Here is a 21,023-nt window from a genome sequence, read left to right on the forward strand (position 1 = left end):
AGCAGCCCTTCATTTTTATACGAGAGACTTAAAAGTCTTCGTTGGTTTCTTCAGCATCCGCGGCATCCACCACGAAATCAGGTTTGGAGTCCTGGTTGTTCAGCAGAAGCTCACGCACCTTCTTCTCAATCTCTTTCGCCGCAGCCGGGTTCTCTTTCAGCCAGGAGATAGCATTCGCTTTACCCTGACCAATCTTGTCACCGTTGTAGCTGTACCAGGCGCCCGCTTTTTCAATCAGCTTCTCTTTCACGCCCAGGTCAACCAGCTCGCCGAGGAAGTTGATACCTTCACCGTAGAGGATCTGGAATTCAGCCTGTTTGAACGGTGCTGCGATTTTGTTCTTCACAACCTTCACGCGGGTTTCGCTACCGACCACGTTCTCGCCTTCTTTTACCGCGCCGATACGGCGGATATCCAGACGGACAGAGGCGTAGAATTTCAGCGCGTTACCACCGGTAGTGGTTTCCGGGTTACCGAACATCACACCAATTTTCATACGGATCTGGTTGATGAAGATCAGCAGCGTGTTGGACTGCTTCAGGTTACCGGCCAGCTTACGCATCGCCTGGCTCATCATACGTGCCGCGAGGCCCATGTGAGAGTCACCGATTTCACCTTCGATTTCCGCTTTTGGCGTCAGCGCCGCAACGGAGTCGACGATGATCACGTCAACCGCACCGGAGCGTGCCAGCGCGTCACAAATTTCCAGCGCCTGCTCGCCGGTGTCCGGCTGGGAACACAGCAGGTTGTCGATATCAACACCCAACTTACGGGCATACACCGGATCCAGCGCGTGCTCGGCATCGATAAACGCACAGGTTTTACCTTCGCGCTGCGCCGCTGCAACAACCTGCAGGGTCAGGGTGGTTTTACCTGAGGATTCCGGCCCGTAGATTTCTACGATACGGCCCATTGGCAAACCGCCAGCGCCCAGTGCGATATCCAGAGAAAGCGAACCGGTGGAGATAGTTTCCACATCCATGGAACGGTCTTCACCCAGGCGCATGATGGAGCCTTTACCGAATTGCTTTTCGATCTGGCCCAGTGCTGCCGCCAACGCTTTCTGTTTGTTTTCGTCGATAGCCATTATTACTCCTGTCATGCCGGGAGAAGCAACTGCGCTTCACCATGGACTTCTGTTCTGTTGAGGCAATTATACTGTATAGTCATACAGTATCAAGTATTTTGTAGAAATTGTTGCCAGAGCGTTTTTAACGCATAAACGGTAGCCTGACGGCGCACGCTTTCGCGGTCGCCGCTGAAGCACTCACGGCGGGTGATCCCCTCACCTTTAGAGGTGGCAAAACCAAACCAGACGGTGCCGACAGGCTTCACATCGCTGCCACCGTCCGGCCCCGCGATGCCGCTGATGGAAATAGCGTAATCTGCCCGCGCCGCTTTCAGCGCGCCAATCGCCATTTCGATCACCACCGGTTCGCTGACCGCGCCATGCTGCTCAAGCGTGGATTCACGCACGCCGATCATCTGTGCTTTAGCTTCGTTACTGTAGGTCACAAAACCGCGTTCAAACCAGGCGGAACTGCCGGCAATATCGGTAATGACTTTCGCCACCCAGCCGCCGGTGCAGGATTCCGCGGTGGTGATTGTCGCGCCACGCTGCTTCAGTGCAAGACCAACGATCTCGCTAAGCTGCATCATTTCATGGTCAGTCATTCTCGCTCCAGGCTTCATAAAAACGTGCAGCACAAGATAGCACTTTCTCGTCAGATATGGGGATGCGCTTCAGGTTTTACGAGGGGGCTTCAGAAAAAAGCCGATGCGGGCGCACCGGCTGTGGACAGGTTATTTCATGCTGTTCGCAAGCGTATCGACATTATGACGAAACGCCTTAACATAGGTGTCTGCCACCCCACCTTTTGCCGACAGGGCTTCCGGGTAAAGTTCGCCCCCAGGCTGTGCGCCCGTCGCCGACGCAATCTGCTTCACCAGGCGCGGGTCGAGCTGGTTTTCCATAAACCACGTTTTCACGCCGTCGGCTTTGATCTGATTGATAATCTCCGCCACCTGCGCCGCGCTGGCTTCGCTCTCTGACGACAGCCCCTGCGGGGCCATAAACGTTACCCCGTAGGCGCGGCTGAAATAGCCGAAGGCGTCATGGCTGGTCAGCACCTTGCGCTTTTCCTGCGGGATCGCGCTAAAGCGCGTTTTGGCCCAGCTATCCAGTTGAGTCAGTTGCGCAATGTACGGTTTTCCTGAAGCCTCCAGCGCCGCTTTGTCTTCCGGATCGGCTTTCACCAGACCGTCCAGAATATTTTGCGCATACAGCGCGCCGTTCGCCGCGCTGTTCCACGCGTGCGGATCGGTCACGGTTTTACCGTCCTCTTCCAGCGTGTGGGTTTTCACCCCGGTCGAAGCCACCACCAGTTGACCTTTAAATCCGGAGGCCTTCACCAGCCGGTCAAGCCAGCCCTCCAGCCCCAGACCGTTTACCACCACCACATCAGCCTTATTCAGCGCCGCGCTGTCCTTCGGTGACGGTTCGAAGGTATGCGGATCGCCGTCCGGCCCCACCAGCGTCGTCACCTTCACGCGGTCACCGCCAACCTGCTGCGTAATATCTCCCAGTATGGAAAAGCTGGTGACCACATTCAGCGTTTTCGCCATCACGCCGTGTGACATCATCCCCAGCGCGAGCGCCATGACTAATCCTGTACGTTTCATCGTTTCCCCTTGCGTTAAAAAAGCGCCCGCAGGCTGCCTGCCAGCCTGCTGCGCGTACCGAATAAAATGGAAATAAAGAACAGCGCGCTGGCGGTCAGCACGATGGACGGCCCCGCCGGTAAACTCGCCGCCCAGGAGAGGCTTAGCCCGAGCCACGCGCAGATAACACCGCTGATACCTGCCATCAACAGCAGGCCGGGCAAGGTGCGCGCCCAGCAGCGCGCCGCCACCGCCGGGAGCATCATCAGCCCGACGGCCATCAGCGTGCCGAGCACCTGAAACCCGGCCACCAGGTTAAGCACCAGCAGCGCCAGAAACAGGCTGTGCAATACGCCGGGTAGCCAGCGGGCATTCACCTGCAGCCAGGCGGTATCAAACGCCTCCGTTACCAGCCCGCGATAGAAGAGCGCCAGAGTCGCCAGCGTGAAGATACACACGCCCGTGACGAACAGCGCGGCGTCGTTGTCCACCGCAAGGATGGAGCCAAACAGCAGGTGCAGCAGATCGACATTCGAGCCGCGCAGCGATACCAGCGTGACGCCCAGCGCCAGCGAGCCAAGATAGAACCCGGCAAAGCTGGCATCTTCTTTGAGCGGCGTGCGGCGGCTGACCAGCCCGGCCACCAGCGCCACGGCGATACCGGCAATAAAGCCGCCGAGGCTCATCGCCAGTAGCGACATCCCGCTGAGCAAATACCCCACGGCGACGCCCGGCAGGATGGCATGCGAGAGCGCGTCCCCCATCAGGCTCATCCGGCGCAGCTGAAGGAATACGCCCAGCGCGGTGGTGCTAACGGAGAGCGCCAGGCAAACCACCAGCGCGCGGCGCATAAAACCGAATTCGATAAACGGCTGGAAGAATGTGTGCCAGATCATGCCACCCTCACCCGCTCGGTTTTCCACTGGGGAACGTCAGCATCCAGCCGCAGCGTCTGCGGGAAATGGCGCGCCACGCGCTCGCTGTCGTGCAGTACCGCGAGCAGGGTTTGCCCCTGCATATACATCTCCAGCATCAAATCCATCAGCACGTTGCAGGTGGCCTCATCAACGCCGGTAAAGGGTTCATCCAGCATCACCAGCGGGGCCTGCTGCACTAACACGCGGGCAAACAGCATGCGCTGAAACTGGCCGCCGGAAAGTTCATCGATGGTGGAGAGCGCCATCGACTCCAGCCCCACGCGCTCAAGTGCGCCACTTATGCGCAGACGCGCTTCGCGGCGGAAACCGGCGAAAAGCGAAATTCCGGGCCAGCAGCCCATGCTCACCACGTCCTGCACGGTCAGCGGAAATTGCGCTTCCAGCGCGTGACGCTGCGCCAGCCAGCCGATTACCGGGCGCTTTCCCTGCCAGCGGAAGCTGCCGCTCACGGGCGGGATAAACCCGGCGAGGGTTTTCAGCAACGTAGATTTACCGCAGCCGTTAGCGCCCACAATGGCGGTCATGCTGCCGCGTTCAATGACGCCAGAAAGCGGGCGCGTAACGGGCTGGCGGTCATAGCCCGCAACCAGTGCGTTCATAACGATCATGGCAACGCCACCGCCCAGCGCACGGCCAGCCCGAGAAACAGAATGAGTACCATCGCCAGCAGCAGCCGAACCGGGGATGAGAGAGAAAACAGGGACATGGACATCTCAACTCGAAATTAATGTTATAACATAACAATAATGAAAGACGATGAAGATGTAAACGGCGGGAATGAAATGGGTGTGTGGCGAAATGTTTCTGCGGGAAACAGGTGCGGGTGGGTGCCCTCTCCCACGGGGAGAGGGGGAAATAAGGTGACTTACTGACTAAACGGTGACGCCGCAGGAACGCGCGCCTGAGACACCGCCAGCCCCAGCTGCCACACCGCCATCGCGTAGTGCGTACTGTGGTTATAGCGGGTAATCGCATAGAAGTTCGGCATGCCGTACCAGTACTGGTAGCCGGTTCCCACGTCCAGGCGCAGCAGGCTCACCTGGTCAACATTGCCCAGCGGCTGGGTTGGCGTTAAGCCCGCCGCCGTCAGCTGTGCGACGCTGTATTTGGTTTTGAAGCCGTTTTCCAGACCAAACGCCTCGCCGTTCGCCTGAACGGCAACCTGACCACCCGGTGTCCAGCCGTGCGCTTTGAAGTAGTTCGCCACGCTGCCGATGGCATCCACCGGATCCCACAGGTTAATGTGGCCGTCCCCGTTAAAGTCGACGGCATACTGCTTATAGGAGGACGGCATAAACTGGCCGTAGCCCATCGCGCCGGCAAATGACCCTTTCAGATCGAGCGGATCGTCCTGCTCGTTGCGCGCCATCAGCAGGAAAGTTTCCAGTTCGGAAGAGAAATACTCCGCGCGGCGCGGATAGTTAAAGGAGAGCGTCGCCAGCGCGTCGAGGATGCGGGTTTTGCCCATCACGCGGCCCCAGCGGGTTTCCACGCCAATAATCCCGACGATGATTTCCGGCGGTACGCCGTAGACCTGCCACGCGCGGTTGAGCGCATCTTCATACTGATTCCAGAACACCACGCCGTTTTGCACGTTGTCCGGAGTAATAAACTGTTTGCGGTAGCGCAGCCACGCGCCGTTCGGCCCGCTCGGCACCTGGGCGGACGGCGCCTGCCTGTCCATCAGGCGCAGCACGTAGTCCAGACGCTTCGCCTGAGACAGAATTTCGTGCAGCTGCTGGCGGTCAAAACCGTGTTTACTCACCATTTTATCGATGAACTGCTCGGCCGCCGGGTTATTCGCGAAGTCGCCTCCCATCTGCATCATATTGTGCTGCGGCTCCAGCAGGAATCCTCCGGAAGGCGCGCCCGCCGTTTGCTGAACGGCTTCGGTCTTAGGTTTGCTGCTACAGGCAGACAGCAGAATAAGCGCAGGCAACAGCGCTGCATAACGACGCTTGAACATGAGACATCCATTTAACGGGTTCGATAAGAACCCAGTATGGTAAAGCATCCGCAACACCTCAAGGAAGCGGTACGCACCTCCCCCCACGCAAATCCGCGCTTTTTTCCCCCGAAAACCATTCACGCCATCAATTAACTTTCAAAATAATCCATTTTTCTTTCATTGTGAGATCTAACTAACACTTTAAAAGCTTTCAAAGTGATTATTATTAGCCCAGTCAGACAAAAACAAAAAAGCCCTACAGGAGAGAAGAATGATAGAAACCATCACCCACGGCGCCGAGTGGTTCATCGGGCTGTTTCAGAAAGGCGGAGAAGTGTTCACCGGCATGGTGACCGGGATCCTGCCCCTGCTGATCAGCCTGCTGGTGATCATGAACGCGCTGATCAACTTTATCGGCCAGCAGCGCATTGAACGCTTCGCCCAGCGCTGCGCCGGTAACCCGCTGTCCCGCTACCTGGTACTGCCGTTCATCGGCACCTTCGTGTTCTGTAACCCGATGACCTTAAGCCTCGGTCGCTTCATGCCGGAAAAGTACAAGCCGAGCTACTACGCCGCCGCCTCCTACAGCTGCCATTCGATGAACGGCCTGTTCCCGCACATCAACCCCGGCGAGCTGTTTGTCTACCTCGGGATCGCCAGCGGCCTTACCACGCTTGGCCTGCCGCTCGGCCCGCTGGCGGTGAGCTACCTGCTGGTTGGTCTGGTGACCAACTTCTTCCGCGGCTGGGTGACGGACCTCACCACCGCCATTTTTGAGAAAAAAATGGGCATCCAGCTTGAACAGAAAGTCCATCTTTCAGGAGCGACAGCATGAACCGGATCCGCATTGAGAAAGGCACGGGCGGCTGGGGCGGCCCGCTGGAGTTCGACGCCACCGAAGGCAAAAAGATCGTCTACATCACCGCGGGCACGCGCCCGGCGATTGTCGACAAGCTGCGCGAGCTGACCGGCTGGGACGCGGTCGACGGCTTTAAAGAAGGCGAGCCGCCGGAAACGGACATCGGCGTGGCGGTGATCGACTGCGGCGGCACGCTGCGCTGCGGCATCTATCCGAAGCGCCGCATTCCGACGGTGAATATTCACTCCACCGGAAAATCCGGCCCGCTGGCGCAGTACATCCTTGAGGATATTTATGTCTCGGGCGTGAAGGAGGACAACATCACGCTGGTGAATGGCACACCCGCGCCGCAAAAAGCCCCACCGCGCGAGTACGACACCAGCAAGAAAATCACCGAGCAGAGCGACGGCCTGCTGGCGAAGGTCGGGATGGGGATGGGATCCGCCGTGGCGGTGCTGTTCCAGTCCGGGCGCGACACCATCGACACGGTGCTGAAAACCATTCTGCCGTTTATGGCATTCGTCTCGGCGCTGATCGGCATCATCATGGCGTCCGGCCTGGGCGACTGGATTGCCCACGGCCTCGCCCCGCTCGCCAGCCACCCGCTCGGGCTGGTGACGCTGGCGCTGATCTGCTCCTTCCCGCTGCTGTCGCCGTTCCTCGGCCCGGGCGCGGTGATTGCCCAGGTCATCGGCGTGCTGATAGGCGTGCAGATTGGTCTGGGGAATATTCCTCCGCACCTCGCCCTGCCTGCCCTGTTTGCCATTAACGCCCAGGCGGCGTGCGATTTCATCCCCGTGGGGCTGTCGCTGGCCGAAGCGCGCCAGGACACCGTGCGCGTGGGCGTACCGTCCGTGCTGGTGAGCCGCTTCCTGACGGGCGCGCCGACGGTGCTGATTGCCTGGTTTGTCTCCGGCTTTATTTATCAATAAGAGGTTCCTGTGATGACCGTTATTTACCAGACCACCATTACCCGCATCGGCCAAAGCGCGGCGGATGCGCTGAGTGACCAGATGCTGATCACCTTCCGGGAAGGCGCTCCGGCGGATATCGAAGAGTTTTGTTTTATCCACTGCCACGGCGAGCTGAACGGCGAGCTGAAGGCCGGAAGCCAGCTGGAGCTGGGCGAGGCGCGCTATGCCGTGACCGCCGTCGGCGACGTGGCCGAGCAAAACCTGCGGGAGCTGGGGCACATCACCCTGCGCTTCGACGGCCAGCCGCAGGCCGAGTATCCCGGCACGGTGCACGTGGCGGGCCCGGTTCCGCAGGCTGTCACCCCAGGCTGCACGTTAAAATTTGTTGCGTAATTAAGGAGAAACACATGAGTCAGGTTGCCGTTGTCATTGGTGGGGGACAAACCTTAGGCGAGTTCCTCTGCCGTGGGCTTGCCGCAGAGGGTTACCGCGTGGCGGTAGTAGACATTCAGAGTGAGAAAGCCGCCCGCGTGGCGGACACCATTAACACCGAGTTTGGTGAAGGGATGGCGTACGGGTTTGGTGCCGACGCCACCAGCGAGCAGAGCGTGATGGCGCTGGCCCGCGGCGTGGACGAGATTTTTGGGCGTACCGACCTGCTGGTCTACAGCGCGGGGATTGCGAAAGCGGCCTTTATCAGCGATTTCGAGCTGGGGGATTTTGACCGTTCGCTGCAGGTGAATCTGGTGGGCTATTTCCTCTGCGCCCGCGAGTTTTCCCGCCTGATGATCCGCGACGGCATTCAGGGGCGCATCATTCAGATCAATTCGAAATCCGGGAAAGTGGGCAGTAAACATAACTCCGGCTATAGCGCGGCGAAGTTTGGCGGCGTGGGCCTGACGCAGTCCCTGGCGCTGGATCTGGCCGAGTACGGGATTACCGTGCATTCGCTGATGCTGGGGAACCTGCTGAAGTCGCCGATGTTCCAGTCCCTGCTGCCGCAGTACGCCACCAAGCTCGGCATCAAGGCTGAAGAAGTGGAGCAGTACTACATCGATAAAGTGCCGCTCAAGCGCGGATGTGATTATCAGGACGTGCTGAACATGCTGCTGTTTTACGCCAGTCCGAAAGCGTCTTACTGCACCGGGCAGTCGATTAACGTCACCGGTGGGCAGGTGATGTTCTGAGTTCATTCCCCGGTGGCGCTGCGCTTACCGGGGCTACAATCCCCGTAGGCCGGGTAAGGCGCAGCCGCCACCCGGCAGTTAAGGAGCCGATATGGTCACCGTACTCATCACCGTCGCCGCCCTCGCCTGGCTGTGCCAGATGGCGTTTGGCGGCTGGCAGATCCACCAGTTTAACCGCGCGTTTGATGCCCTGTGCCAGAAGGGCCGCGTTGGGGTCGGACGTTCCGGCGGACGCTTCAAGCCGCGCGTGGTCGTCGCCGTTGCGCTGGATGAGCACGACCGGGTCTGCGATTCCCTGATCATGCGCGGCATGACGGTGTTTGCCCGACCGGCCAAAATCCAGGCGATCAACGGCATCCCGCTGCAGGAATTGCAGCCCGATGTGATCTTTCCCCATGATTCACTCTGTCAGAATGCACTATCATTAGCGCTTAATCTGAAACATGGATAATTTCGTTGTGAAAGTTATAGACTTGCGAAATTATCATTTCGCAACCTAAGGAACGAAGCGCCTATGAAACCACGTCAGCGGCAGGCGGCTATTCTCGAGCATCTGCAAAAACAGGGAAAATGCTCGGTAGAGGATCTGGCCCACTACTTTGACACCACCGGCACGACAATACGCAAGGATCTGGTATTGCTCGAAAACTCTGGCGCCGTCATTCGTACCTACGGCGGCGTGGTGCTCAACAAAGATGAAGCGGACCCGCCTATCGATCACAAAACGCTGATTAATACGCACCAGAAAGCGCTGATTGCCGAAGCCGCCGTCAAATTTATCCAGGACGGCGATTCCATCATCCTCGACGCAGGCAGCACCGTGCTGCAGATGATCCCGCTGCTCAGCCGCTTTAATAACATCACGGTGATGACCAACAGCCTGCACATTGTCAACGCCCTGTCGGAGTTCGACAGCGAGCAGACCATCCTGATGCCCGGCGGCACCTTCCGCAAAAAATCGGCGTCGTTTCACGGCCAGCTGGCGGAGAACGCCTTCGACCACTTCAGCTTCGATAAACTGTTTATGGGCACCGACGGCATCGACCTGAATGCAGGCGTCACGACGTTTAACGAGGTATTCAGCGTCAGTAAAGCAATGTGCAACGCCGCGCGGGAAGTGATTTTAATGGCCGACTCGTCGAAATTTGGCCGTAAAAGCCCCAACATTGTCTGTAGCCTTGAAAGCGTTGATAAGCTGATTACCGACGCGGGTATCGATCCGGCGTTCAAAAAAGCGCTGGAAGAGAAAGGCATCGACGTGATCGTAACCGGAGAGAGAAATGAGTGATTTTCTGTTAGAAACGGGCCGCCAGACGCTGATGCTGGAGCTGCAGGAAGCCAGCCGCCTGCCGGAACGTCTGGGCGAGGATTTTGTCCGCGCCGCCAACACTATTATCCACTGCGAAGGCAAAGTGATCGTGGCGGGCATCGGTAAATCCGGCCATATCGGCAAAAAGATTGCCGCGACGCTGGCCAGCACCGGCACCCCGGCGTTCTTCGTGCATCCTGCTGAGGCACTCCACGGCGATCTCGGGATGATTGAAAGCCGCGACGTGATGCTGTTTATCTCCTACTCCGGTTCAGCCAAAGAGCTGGATCTCATCATCCCTCGCCTGCAGGAAAAATCGGTCGCCCTGCTGGCGATGACCGGCAAATCCCGCTCGCCGCTGGCGCTGGCCGCCAAAGCCACGCTGGACATTTCCGTTGAGCGCGAAGCCTGTCCGATGCACCTCGCCCCCACCTCCAGCACCGTTAACACCCTGATGATGGGCGACGCGCTGGCAATGGCGGTGATGCAGGCGCGCGGCTTTAACGAAGAAGATTTCGCCCGCTCGCATCCGGCGGGGGCGCTCGGGGCACGCCTGCTCAACAAGGTTCACCACCTGATGCGCACCGACGATGCCATTCCGCAAGTTAAACTCGACACCAGCGTGATGGACGCGATGCTGGAACTGAGCCGCACCGGTCTGGGTCTGGTGGCGGTGTGCGATGACGGCGGAAACGTTAAAGGCGTGTTCACCGATGGCGACCTGCGCCGCTGGCTGGTGGGCGGTGGCAGGCTGGAAACAAACGTGTCTGACGCCATGACCAAAGGCGGGCTGACGCTCAACGCCGACAGCCGCGCCATTGAAGCCAAAGAGGTGCTGATGAAGCGCAAAATCACCGCCGCACCGGTGGTGGACGAGCACGGCAGGCTGTGCGGCGCCATCAACCTGCAGGACTTCTACCAGGCCGGGATTATCTAACCCTTCAGCCCAAGACGCTTCGCCAGCCGGTGCAGGTTGGCGACGTCCATCTCCAGCGCCCGCGCGCATGCCGCCCAGCTGCGGTTGTTCTGCTCCAGCGCGCGGGTAATCATCTGACGCTGAAATGCTTCCGTCGCCTCGCGCAGGTTCTCGTTGACGGTCTCTGGCGCAGCAGCCTTCACGGTCGGGGCATTTTCCTCATGCAGCGCAAAATGCCGCGCATGAATCACCACTTCATCCCCCGAACGCGTCGCCCGCGCCAGCACCACCGCCCGGTGGATCGCATGTTCCAGCTCGCGCACGTTGCCCGGCCAGCCGTAGCTGAGCAGGTGTGCCCTCGCTCCAGGGCTCAGGACCACGCGGGAAAGCCCCATTCTGAGGCGGCACTGCTCGCAGAAAAAGCCCGCCAGCAGCAGCACGTCGTCCCCGCGCTCGCGCAGCGGCGGCACGGTTAGCGGGAACACGCTCAGGCGGTGGAACAGGTCGGCGCGGAACTGCCCGGCCAGCACCGCTTCGCGCAGATCCCGGTTGGTCGCCGCCAGCACGCGCACGTCCACGCGCAGGCTGCGGTCATCCCCCACGCGCTGGATGTCGCCGTACTGCAGCACGCGCAGCAGCTTGGCCTGTAACGACAGCGACAGCTCGCCAATCTCATCAAGAAACAGCGTGCCGTTATCGGCCATTTCAAACTTGCCGCTGCGGTTGCTGATGGCCCCGGTAAACGCCCCTTTGACGTGACCGAACAGCTCGCTCTCCGCCACGCTTTCCGGCAGCGCCGCGCAGTTGAGGTACACCAGCGGGTTCACCGCGCGAGGCGAAGCTTCATGAATCGATTTCGCCACCAGCTCTTTACCAGTGCCGGTTTCCCCGAAGATCAGCACGTTCAGATCGGACGCGGCGACAATCTCAATCTCTTTTTTAAGCTGCGCCATACCGGGCGAAAGGCCGATCATCTCCGTGTGCGCCACCTGCTCAAACGCCGCCGGGCTGCCGGGAAGGATATTCTGGCTTTCCAGCTGTTCAATCAGCAGCGCATTATTTAGCGCCCCGGCGGCCAGGGCGGCAATCAGGCGCAGCTCTTCGTCACTGAAGGTGTCGAACTGGTCCGGCGACATGCCGTCGAGGGTCAGCGCGCCAATCAGGTTCTGTCCGGCAAATAAAGGCAGCCCGATGCAGGCGTGCACCTTCAGGCTCTCCTGGCCCGGAATAAGTCCGTCGTACGGGTCGGGCAAGTCGCTGTCCGCCGGGAAGCGCACCACGTCACCCGCGCGGGCGATGGTTTCCAGACGCGGATGGCCTTCAAGGGTAAAGCGCCGTCCGAGCACGTCCTTCGCCAGCCCGTCGATAGCCAGCGGAATAAACTGCCGTCCTTCGTAGCGCAGCAGCGCGGACGCATCGCATTCAAGCACGTGGCGCAGCGTGGAGATCAGCCGCTGAAAGCGGTCCTGATGGCCGATCCCGGTTTGCAGCTCAATGGCGATCTTCGCCAGCACGTCTACGGAAAAGCTCATGTCAGCCTCACAGTCAATTTGACAATACATAATGTCATATTGACTCTTTTTGAGATAGTCATAATGACTACTCATTACGAGTCATTAAATAACAACTTATTGAATATTAATAACTTAAAAAGTTGGCACGAAACTTGATATAAGCAAACCATCTTATTTGAAAACGCTGTATTACGCTGAGGTTGCTATGTCTATTCTGGTTAAAAATAACATTCATTGGGTGGGTCAACGTGACTGGGAAGTGCGTGATTTCCACGGGACGGAATATAAAACGCTGCGCGGCAGCAGCTACAACAGCTATCTCATCCGCGAAGGTAAAAACGTGCTGATCGATACCGTCGATCACAAGTTCAGCCGCGAGTTCGTGCAGAACCTGCGCAGCGAAATCGATCTGAACGACATCGACTACATCATCATCAACCACGCGGAAGAGGATCACGCCGGGGCGCTGACCGAGCTGATGTCCCACATTCCGGATACCCCGATCTACTGCACCACCAACGCCATCGACTCGATCAACGGCCACCACCACCATCCGGAGTGGAACTTCCACACCGTGAAAACCGGCGACACGCTGGATATCGGCAACGGCAAGCAGCTGATCTTTGTGGAAACCCCCATGCTGCACTGGCCGGACAGCATGATGACCTACATGACCGGCGACGCGGTGCTGTTCAGCAACGACGCCTTCGGTCAGCACTACTGCGACGAGCGCCTGTTTAACGATGAAGTGGATCAGACCGAGCTGTTCGAACAGTGTCAGCGCTACTACGCCAACATCCTGACCCCGTTCAGCCGCCTGGTGACGCCAAAAATCACCGAAATTCTTGGCTTCAACCTGCCGGTGGACATGATTGCCACCTCGCACGGCGTGGTGTGGCGTGAAAACCCCACCCAGATCGTCGAGCTGTACCTGAAGTGGGCGGCGGACTATCAGGAAGATCGCATCACTATTTTCTACGACACCATGTCCAACAACACCCGCATGATGGCGGACGCCATTGCCCAGGGCATCAACGAAGTGGATCCGAACGTGGCGGTGAAAATCTTCAACGTGGCGCGCAGCGATAAAAATGAGGTATTGACCAACGTGTTCCGCTCTAAGGGCGTGCTGGTGGGTACCTCCACCATGAATAACGTGATGATGCCGAAGATTGCCGGCCTGGTGGAAGAGATGACCGGCCTGCGTTTTCGCAACAAACGCGCCAGCGCCTTTGGCTCCCACGGCTGGAGCGGCGGCGCGGTAGACCGTCTCTCCACCCGTTTACAGGATGCAGGTTTTGAGATGTCCCTGAGCCTGAAGGCAAAATGGCGTCCGGATATCGACGCGCTGGAGATCTGCCGCCAGCATGGCCGCGACATCGCCCGTCAGTGGGCGCTCGCCCCGCTTCCTGACGTCACCGCAAAACCTGCGGAACAGCCGCAAACCTGTTCTGCGGCAGCCGCCGATCTCGGTCCGCGCATGCAGTGCAGCGTCTGCCAGTGGATCTACGATCCTGAGCTGGGCGAACCGCTGCAGGACGTTGCCCCGGGCACGCCGTGGAGCGAGGTGCCGGACAACTTCCTCTGCCCGGAATGTTCCCTCGGCAAAGACGTCTTTGACGAACTGGCGACGGAGGCAAAATGAGCAACGGTATCGTCATCATCGGCTCGGGCTTTGCCGCCCGCCAGCTGGTGAAAAACATTCGCAAGCAGGACGCTAACGTGCCGCTGACGCTGATCGCCGCCGACAGCATGGACGAGTACAACAAGCCTGATTTAAGCCACGTCATTAGCCAGAATCAGCGCGCCGAAGACCTCACCCGCCAGACGGCGGGGGAGTTCGCGGAGCAGTTTAACCTGCTTCTGTTTCCGTACACCTGGGTCACCGACATCGATGCTGACGCCCACGTGGTGAGAGCGAAAGAGAAAACCTGGCAGTACGACAAGCTGGTGCTGGCCACGGGTGCCTCTGCATTTGTGCCGCCGGTTGAGGGCCGCGAGCTGATGATCACCCTTAACAGCCAGCAGGAGTACCAGGCCAGCGAAACGCTGTTGCGTGATGCACAGCGCGTAATGATCGTCGGCGGCGGGCTGATCGGCACCGAGCTGGCGATGGATTTCTGCCGCGCGGGGAAATCCGTGACCCTGGTTGACCACGCGGCGAGTATTCTGTCGGCGCTGATGCCCGCAGAAGTAAGCAGCCGCTTACAGCATCGCCTGACCGATATGGGCGTGCATCTGCTGTTGAAATCACAGCTGCAAAGCCTGAGCAAAACCGAAGGCGGCATTCGAGCATCGCTTGACCGTAGCCGCAGCATTGAGGTGGATGTGGTTATCGCGGCAACGGGCCTGCGCCCGGAAACCGCGCTGGCGCATCGCGCAGGCGCCGAAACAGGTCGTGGCGTGAAGGTAAATAGCTACCTGCAAACTACGCAGCCGGATATTTATGCCCTGGGCGACTGCGCGGAAATTAACGGTCAGGTGCTTCCGTTCCTGCAGCCGATACAATTAAGCGCGATGTATCTGGCAAAAAATCTGCTCGGCGGCAGCGCGCCGCTAAAATTACCCGCCATGCTGGTAAAGGTCAAAACGCCGGAATTACCGCTGCACCTTGCGGGTGAAACGCAACGTCAGGATCTGAACTGGCAAATTACCCTCGAACCGAAGGGAATGGTCGCGCGCGGCGCGGACAACGAGGGACAGATACGCGCCTTTGTCGTCAGTGAGGACCGGATGAAGGAGGCTTTCGCGCTGCTGAAATTGTTACCTGCTTAACCCTCGTTTTGTCGGGTGGCGCTTCGCTTACCCGACCTACAGCACGGCCACGCTTACTTAGCCTTTGGATTTTATTATCCACTGCCCCGATGTCCCGGGGCTTTTTTTTACGCATTCTATTCATCAAATAAATACAAAACAGGTACATCATCGCTATCAATCCTTTATTTATTATTTTCATAAACACTTAAATGCGGAACAGCTGAAAAACATCACCCTGTTTTATTATTCTCGTCAGGACTAGTCTGATAAGTAATTAATCAGCCGGAGACAAATCATGGCGACTTTTAATACAGAACTCAAATATCTTTCTCATTATTTCAGACAAACGAAGCATGCTGAACACATTTTATTTCGCTGGCTTTATCTGAGCCCGGAGGCGCGCATTGAGCGTCTGCGCGAGCTGATGATGCCGGTCAGTGAACATGAGCGGTAATTGACGGGAAAAACCGGAACACTTTACGTAAACCAGCACTTTTTCTTCCGCAAAAAAAACCTACACTCTCAGCATCCTTTTTTTACCGGTGTGCCGCTATGCGCCAGCTTCAGAAAATCCGTCAGTATCAACGGCTTTATCAGCACTACGGCGCGGAGCCAACGCCTACGACCATCGCGGAAGTGGCGGAGGTTGCGCTGTGCAGCGAACGCCATGCGCGCACGCTGCTGCGCCAGCTCTCGCAAAGCGGCTGGCTAAGCTGGGACGCGCAGCCAGGGCGCGGGCATCGCGCCACTCTGCACTGTCTGACTACCACCAGCGAACTGAGCGCGCCGCTGATGCACGCCTGTCTGGAAAAAGGGGATTACCAGAGCGCGCTGCAGCTGGCCGACGGCGATCCGGCCAGCCTGCACCACATCATCACCCCGTTCTTAGGCGGCAAATGGCTGAAGCATCAGCCGACGCTGCGCATTCCATGGTATCGCCCGCTCACGTCGCTGCATCCAGCCCTTTCGCGTCGCCGCGCCGAACAGCATATTATCTGCGCGGTTCACGCCGGTCTGACGCGCTATGCGCCCGGCCACCCACAGCCGGTCGCGGATTTAGCCCATCACTGGGATATCCGTGACGACAATCGCCGCTGGCGTTTTTACCTGCGCAGCGGCGCGCACTGGCATAACGGGCAGGCCATCAGCGACGAAGCTATTCTCAGCGCGATGCAGCAGATGCTGGCCGACCCGGCACGCGCCGCGGGGCTTGCGCACGTTCGGACGGTGTCGCTTGTCGCCCCCTGGTGTCTGGAGATTGTGCTGAACGCGCCCGATGCCATGCTGGCGCATCGCCTCGCGCATCACGCCTGTCGGCTGCCGCATCCGCAGCAGCCGACTATCGGCGCGGGCCCCTTTGCCATCGCCCACCACCACTCACACTATCTGCGCCTTGAGCGTCAGCCCTGGTACTTTGCGGCGCACCCGCTGCTGCACGCGATAGAGTTCTGGCGAACCCGCAGCGAGGCGGAAACACCCGCGTGGATCACCGTCGGGAAAGGCGAAAATGCCCGGGAGTCCGTCACCTCCACCAGCGGCGGGTTTGCCTGGCTGATGCTGAACGCCACGCTGCCGCAACCGCTGGCGGCCTGGCTGCGTCAGGAGATTCAGCACATTAACCAGCAGCACCTCCGCCGGGAGGATGTCGACACCCGCACGGAAATCCTGCCCGGCATCACCACGCCCGTCTTTCCGGATGCGCCCGACGTGACGCTCCCCGCGACCCTTTCGCTGATCTGTTACGACACGCCGGGGCTGTGCGATCTGGCCAGTATGCTGCAGGCGCGCCTGAAAAAGCGCGGCTGTGACGTTATCCTCCAGCGCAAAGACCGCGAGGCGTGGCATGCGCCCGACGCGCTGGCGCAGGGGGATATCTTACTGGGGGATTATCTGGCGGGTGAAGCAGCGGAATTTGCGCTGGCAGAGTGGTTTACCGAAGAACCCGCGTGGGCCGCCGCGCTGGGGCAGACCGCCTGGCAAAACGCGAAGCAGACGCTGATGACATACTGCGAAAGCGAGGAGATGCTGAGAACATACCTGCCCGCCTTCTTTCAGCACCTGCTGGAAAGCGGCGCCTGCTCGCCGCTGTTCCACTACCGCTATCGTCTTAATACCCTGGAAAACGTGCAGGACATTGTGCTGACCGCCAGCGGCTGGCTTGATTTTACCCGCGCCTGGCTGCCTCCAGCTCAGGAGCGCACCACCAGCGCGTCGTAGCCGCGCCAGCGATAGTTGGCCATGGAGATGAGCCAGCAGGCAACGAACAGCCCGACCACCACAAACCCGGCGTTGCCCAGATTGTCGTTGACCGCGCCAACCAGATCCCAGACGCCGCCGCTGAGGGCGAACTTGTCCATCAGCAGGCCCAGCGCTTCCAGCCCGCCAATAAACAGCGCCACCACCACGGAGGTACCGGTGATGGTCATGTTGTAGTAGAGCTTGCGCTGCGGCTTGTTAAACGCCCAGCCGTAGGCACCGACCATCAACAGGTTGTCGAGGGTATCGACCAGCGCCATGCCGCTGGCGAAGAGCGCCGGGAAAATCATGATTGACCACACCGACATCCCGCTGGACGCGCTGGCAGCAGAGATCCCCAGCACGCCGATTTCCGTGGCAGTATCAAACCCAAGGCCAAACAGAAAGCCTACCAGGTACATCTGCCAGCTTTTATTCACCAGGCGGAAGGTTTTGCCGAACAGCCAGTTCATCACGCCGCCCTGGGCAGGGAGCGTGATGTCGCCCTGCACGGGCCTGCCGTTTTTCAGCGCCTGGAAACTGCGCCAGACGCCGCGCAGGATCACCATGTTCACCAGCGCCATCGCCAGCAGGAAGGTGGCGGAAACGGCGGTGCCAATCAGGCTGCCGGTTTCGTGGAACCATTCCATGTTTTTCTGAAACGCCGTCGCGGTGGCGGCGATGGCGATGGAGGCCAGCACCACAATGGTGGAATGCCCCAGCGAGAACCACGCCCCCACGCCGGACGGGCGCTTACCCTGCTGCATCATCTTACGCGTCACGGTATCAATGGCCGCAATATGGTCGGCATCCACCGCATGACGCAGTCCGTAGCACCACGCCAGCAGGCTGGCCGCCATCAGCGCCGTACTGCCGCTGAAGGTGTGCCATGCCCATCCCCAGGCCAGCAGGTTTGCCATTACCAGAGCCAGCAGCAGAAGCGCGGCGCGAGGTTCGTTGCGTAAGCGTCGTAACATTTTAAATCCTTTTTGAACATGACCGGGCAGCGGCGACCACCGCCTGCCCGAAGGAGATCGCTCCGTCACCTGCGGGCAGGCGCGAAGGAAAAAGAAGCGTAAAGTCAGAAAGATAGTGGCGCAGGCGCGCGCGCAGCAGGCGATTGTGCAGCACCCCGCCGCTGAGGCAGATTGTCGAAATCGATAAGCGTCGGGCATGGCGCGCGGCGAGCTGGGCCAGCCCTTTTGCCAGCGCATCGTGAAACGCCCATGCGCGCTCGCAGGGCTCCACCTGCCAGGCCAGCCACTGCTGCCAGAAAAGCGCGAGGTTATCCGCGTCCAGCGTCACCGGATGAGCGACGCCCGCGCACCGCGAGGCCAGCGCTTCCAGCCTGCAGGCGGCTTCACCCTCCCAGGACTGCGCGTCGATACCGAGCGCGCAGGCGACGGCATCAAACAGACGACCACAGGACGAAGCCTGCGGCGCGTTGATACCGCGCGACACAGCCGTCGCCAGCAGCGGCCAGTTTTGACGCTGAACCGCGCGCGTTTCAGGATACTGCTGCCAGTCAGGGACAAACGACAGGCAGTGGGCGAGCAAATTACGCCACGGCTGCCGCGCCGCCAGATCGCCCCCCGGCAGCGCAACGGCAGGCAGGCCGCCGAGCCGTTCACACTCAAGATAGTTCACCCGCAGGCACTCTCCGCCCCACAGCGCGCCGTTTTCGCCCATGCCGATGCCGTCCAGCACCAGTGCAATAACGTCTCCATCCTCACGCGGCCAGCCGTTCTCCGCCAGGCACGCTGCCGCGTGGGCATGATGGTGTAGCACGGTTTCGACAGGCAGCGCCTGCGCCTGAGCCCACCGGCGGGCGCGATACCCCGGATGAGCATCGCACACCACGCGCTCAGGCTGGAAGGCGTAAATGTCCTGCATCGTCGTGAGCGCACTGCGCCACTGTGCCTCTACGCCCTCTTCGCTCAGATCGCCAAAGTGCTGGCTCAGCACCGCCTGGTTCCCGCGCACCAGGCAGAAGGTGTTTTTCATCTCTGAACCAGTGCACAGCATGGCGGGGATATTCTCAAAACCCGCAGGCAACGTGACGGCATCGGGCACAAAACCGCGCGCGCGGCGCAGGATAGCGCCATCCCGATCCAGCACGGAATCATCCATGCGTTGCAGGATGTCCCGGTTGTGCAGCAGGAAGCCGTCCGCGATGCCGCTGAGATCCTGCAGCGCCTGCACGTTGGTGATGGCGGGCGGTCTGCCACTAAGGTTGCCGGAGGTCATCACCAGCGGGCACTGGTAGTCCAACATCAAAATATGCTGGAGCGGGTTCGCGGGCAGCATGATGCCAATACAATCAAGCCCCGGCGCAATTTCCTCGGGAAACGCGGGAAGCGAAGCTTTTGGCGTTAACACAATCGGCGCCGCGGGTGAGCATAACAGCGTCTGTATCGTCTCAGGCAGACTGTCCGCGTCCGGCAGCATCACCGCCAGCGGCTTCGTCGGGCGCTGCTTGCGAGCCCGCAGCGTCGCCACTGTCTGCGGGTTAAGCGCGTCGCAAACGAGGTGATAACCGCCCAGCCCTTTGACCGCGACAATGCCGCCGTCTTTCAGCATCGCCACCGCTGCGCGTAAAGCCGATTCGCGTGTGGCAACAACATCTCCGGCTCGCCATTCCAGCTGCGGTCCGCAGTCCGGGCAGGCGACCGGCTGGGCGTGAAAACGGCGGTCGGCCGGGTTACGGTATTCTGTCTCACACGGCACGCAGAGGGGAAACGCGGCCATCGAGGTCGCCGGGCGGTCATAGGGCATGGCGCGGATAATGGTAAACCGCGGCCCACAGTGGGTGCAGTTGATAAACGGGTAGCGGTAACGGCGCTCGCGCGGATCGCGCATTTCAGCCAGACACGCCGGACAGGTGGCGGCATCCGGCACGATTTGCGTATTCATCGCCCCGCGCTCGCTCTGACGGATGGTAAATTCCGTCGGCATGCCAGACCAGCAGTAGGGCTGCGTATCAACATGGTCAATACGCGCCAGCGGTGGGCAGTCCTGACGCAGTCTCGCGGTAAAGTCCCCCCCATTACCCGCGAGACGCACCAGGACACCCTCTCCGTCGTTGCAGACATCGCCCACAAGCTTCAGCCGTTGCGCCAGCTGCCAGACGAAGGGACGAAACCCCACGCCCTGCACTTTGCCTCGCACCCGAAGCTGGACGCCGTTAACGCTCATCGCAACTTAAAACAGCAGCGATGACGAAGTGTCGAATGCCGCGCGACGGCGCTTTTCGGCGCTCATCTGCTCAAGCTTGTCGCGATCCACGCAGACCAGCGCGTGCGTCGGGCAGGCCTCCATACAGGCCGGGCCTGCTTCGCGGTGGTAGCAAAGATCGCATTTATTGGCTTCGGCTTTCTCCGCCCGCACGCTTAGCCCCATGCCGCTGTTGCGCACGACCGGGCGGACAACCACCTCCATCGCGCCATACGGGCACGCCACCACGCAGGTTTTGCAGCCGATGCAGCGCTCCTGCATCACATGCACAAAGCCCTTCTCGCGCTTAATCGCCCCGTTCGGGCAGACGTTCACGCACGGCGCGTCTTCGCACTGACGACAGATGGCGGCGGTGGAAATATTCACGCCTTTAATGACGTGGATGCGCGGCAGGAAGGTGTCGGGGGTGAGAGAGGCGCAATCCTGCTCCGCCTGATGGGAAACCACGCACGCCACTTCACAGGTACGGCAACCAATGCACTTGCTGGCATCGGCCATAATAAAACGGTTCATCTGCTTCTCCGGCATAACTGTTATGCGCGAAGCTATTC

General features: G+C 59.7%; 21 protein-coding genes. 11 read left to right on the top strand and 10 right to left on the bottom strand.

The features are described 5' to 3' along the window. Window positions 1-28 precede the first annotated feature (28 nt). The 6 genes from recA to mltB form a co-directional block, all read right to left on the bottom strand. Entirely contained in the window at window positions 29-1,087 is a 1,059-nt protein-coding gene (gene recA / locus D5066_RS13010) for a recombinase RecA (protein WP_028014189.1), read from the bottom strand. Window positions 1,088-1,176: 89 nt separating this feature from the next. Next, window positions 1,177-1,674, bottom strand: a complete 498-nt coding sequence (pncC, locus tag D5066_RS13015) for a nicotinamide-nucleotide amidase (RefSeq protein WP_080330184.1) — start codon at window positions 1,672-1,674, stop codon at window positions 1,177-1,179. 129 nt (window positions 1,675-1,803) lie between these two features. Continuing rightward, entirely contained in the window at window positions 1,804-2,682 is an 879-nt protein-coding gene (locus D5066_RS13020; RefSeq protein ID WP_080330183.1) for a metal ABC transporter substrate-binding protein, read from the bottom strand. A 14-nt stretch (window positions 2,683-2,696) separates the two neighbouring features. After that, window positions 2,697-3,557 (bottom strand): metal ABC transporter permease, encoded by an 861-nt coding sequence (locus D5066_RS13025; protein WP_119916188.1) that lies wholly within the window; start codon window positions 3,555-3,557, stop codon window positions 2,697-2,699. Further along, window positions 3,554-4,207: a metal ABC transporter ATP-binding protein gene (locus D5066_RS13030; RefSeq protein ID WP_119916189.1), complete on the bottom strand. Its 654-nt coding sequence runs from the start codon at window positions 4,205-4,207 to the stop codon at window positions 3,554-3,556. Before D5066_RS13030 ends, D5066_RS13025 begins: the two co-directional genes overlap by 4 nt. A 257-nt stretch (window positions 4,208-4,464) precedes the next feature. Then, window positions 4,465-5,565, bottom strand: coding sequence for a lytic murein transglycosylase B (gene mltB, locus D5066_RS13035; protein ID WP_176212974.1), 1,101 nt, complete (start codon window positions 5,563-5,565; stop codon window positions 4,465-4,467). Window positions 5,566-5,818: 253 nt separating this feature from the next. Between mltB and srlA the strand changes: the two genes are divergently transcribed. The 7 genes from srlA to gutQ all read left to right on the top strand — a co-directional run bounded on the left by srlA (window position 5,819) and on the right by gutQ (window position 10,753). Beyond that, complete coding sequence (gene srlA / locus D5066_RS13040; protein ID WP_023333189.1) at window positions 5,819-6,382, top strand: PTS glucitol/sorbitol transporter subunit IIC; 564 nt, start codon at window positions 5,819-5,821, stop codon at window positions 6,380-6,382. Beyond that, the gene (gene srlE, locus D5066_RS13045; protein WP_080330179.1) at window positions 6,379-7,338 is read left to right on the top strand and encodes a PTS glucitol/sorbitol transporter subunit IIB; all 960 of its coding nucleotides are present in this window, start codon (window positions 6,379-6,381) and stop codon (window positions 7,336-7,338) included. Before srlA ends, srlE begins: the two co-directional genes overlap by 4 nt. 12 nt (window positions 7,339-7,350) lie before the next feature. After that, a complete protein-coding gene (gene srlB, locus D5066_RS13050; RefSeq protein ID WP_008499554.1) occupies window positions 7,351-7,713 on the top strand; it encodes a PTS glucitol/sorbitol transporter subunit IIA in 363 nt (120 codons plus the stop codon). A 14-nt stretch (window positions 7,714-7,727) separates the two neighbouring features. Next, on the top strand, window positions 7,728-8,507 hold the full coding sequence (srlD, locus tag D5066_RS13055) for a sorbitol-6-phosphate dehydrogenase (RefSeq protein WP_023294411.1): 780 nt from the start codon (window positions 7,728-7,730) through the stop codon (window positions 8,505-8,507). Between the two features lie 91 nt (window positions 8,508-8,598). Further along, complete coding sequence (gutM, locus tag D5066_RS13060; RefSeq protein WP_119916190.1) at window positions 8,599-8,958, top strand: transcriptional regulator GutM; 360 nt, start codon at window positions 8,599-8,601, stop codon at window positions 8,956-8,958. Window positions 8,959-9,021: 63 nt separating this feature from the next. After that, the gene (gene srlR / locus D5066_RS13065; RefSeq protein ID WP_080330177.1) at window positions 9,022-9,795 is read left to right on the top strand and encodes a glucitol operon DNA-binding transcriptional repressor SrlR; all 774 of its coding nucleotides are present in this window, start codon (window positions 9,022-9,024) and stop codon (window positions 9,793-9,795) included. Continuing rightward, complete coding sequence (gutQ, locus tag D5066_RS13070) at window positions 9,788-10,753, top strand: arabinose-5-phosphate isomerase GutQ (RefSeq protein ID WP_080330176.1); 966 nt, start codon at window positions 9,788-9,790, stop codon at window positions 10,751-10,753. Before srlR ends, gutQ begins: the two co-directional genes overlap by 8 nt. On the opposite strand, the gene norR is transcribed toward gutQ, so the two are convergent. Then, window positions 10,750-12,264, bottom strand: coding sequence for a nitric oxide reductase transcriptional regulator NorR (gene norR / locus D5066_RS13075; RefSeq protein WP_119916191.1), 1,515 nt, complete (start codon window positions 12,262-12,264; stop codon window positions 10,750-10,752). The genes gutQ and norR overlap by 4 nt on opposite strands. Window positions 12,265-12,451: 187 nt before the next feature. Between norR and norV the strand changes: the two genes are divergently transcribed. The 4 genes from norV to D5066_RS13090 all read left to right on the top strand — a co-directional run bounded on the left by norV (window position 12,452) and on the right by D5066_RS13090 (window position 17,220). Next, entirely contained in the window at window positions 12,452-13,891 is a 1,440-nt protein-coding gene (gene norV / locus D5066_RS13080; RefSeq protein ID WP_119916192.1) for an anaerobic nitric oxide reductase flavorubredoxin, read from the top strand. Beyond that, window positions 13,888-15,021 (top strand): NADH:flavorubredoxin reductase NorW, encoded by a 1,134-nt coding sequence (norW, locus tag D5066_RS13085; RefSeq protein WP_119916193.1) that lies wholly within the window; start codon window positions 13,888-13,890, stop codon window positions 15,019-15,021. The genes norV and norW overlap by 4 nt, the downstream gene beginning before the upstream one ends. A gap of 277 nt (window positions 15,022-15,298) precedes the next feature. Next, entirely contained in the window at window positions 15,299-15,457 is a 159-nt protein-coding gene (locus D5066_RS22920; protein WP_165853346.1) for a hypothetical protein, read from the top strand. A 98-nt stretch (window positions 15,458-15,555) separates the two neighbouring features. Next, entirely contained in the window at window positions 15,556-17,220 is a 1,665-nt protein-coding gene (locus D5066_RS13090; RefSeq protein WP_119916194.1) for an SgrR family transcriptional regulator, read from the top strand. On the opposite strand, the gene D5066_RS13095 is transcribed toward D5066_RS13090, so the two are convergent. The 3 genes from D5066_RS13095 to hydN are packed head-to-tail and all read right to left on the bottom strand — an operon-like array spanning window position 17,193 to window position 20,985. Then, window positions 17,193-18,215 (bottom strand): HoxN/HupN/NixA family nickel/cobalt transporter, encoded by a 1,023-nt coding sequence (locus tag D5066_RS13095; RefSeq protein WP_119916195.1) that lies wholly within the window; start codon window positions 18,213-18,215, stop codon window positions 17,193-17,195. The genes D5066_RS13090 and D5066_RS13095 overlap by 28 nt on opposite strands. 1 nt (window position 18,216) lies before the next feature. Further along, window positions 18,217-20,433 (bottom strand): carbamoyltransferase HypF, encoded by a 2,217-nt coding sequence (gene hypF, locus D5066_RS13100; RefSeq protein ID WP_119916196.1) that lies wholly within the window; start codon window positions 20,431-20,433, stop codon window positions 18,217-18,219. 6 nt (window positions 20,434-20,439) lie between these two features. Next, the gene (gene hydN / locus D5066_RS13105; protein ID WP_119916197.1) at window positions 20,440-20,985 is read right to left on the bottom strand and encodes an electron transport protein HydN; all 546 of its coding nucleotides are present in this window, start codon (window positions 20,983-20,985) and stop codon (window positions 20,440-20,442) included. Window positions 20,986-21,023: the final 38 nt, after the last annotated feature.

This window comes from Enterobacter chuandaensis, assembly GCF_003594915.1.
GTDB classification, from domain to species: Bacteria; Pseudomonadota; Gammaproteobacteria; order Enterobacterales; family Enterobacteriaceae; genus Enterobacter; species Enterobacter chuandaensis.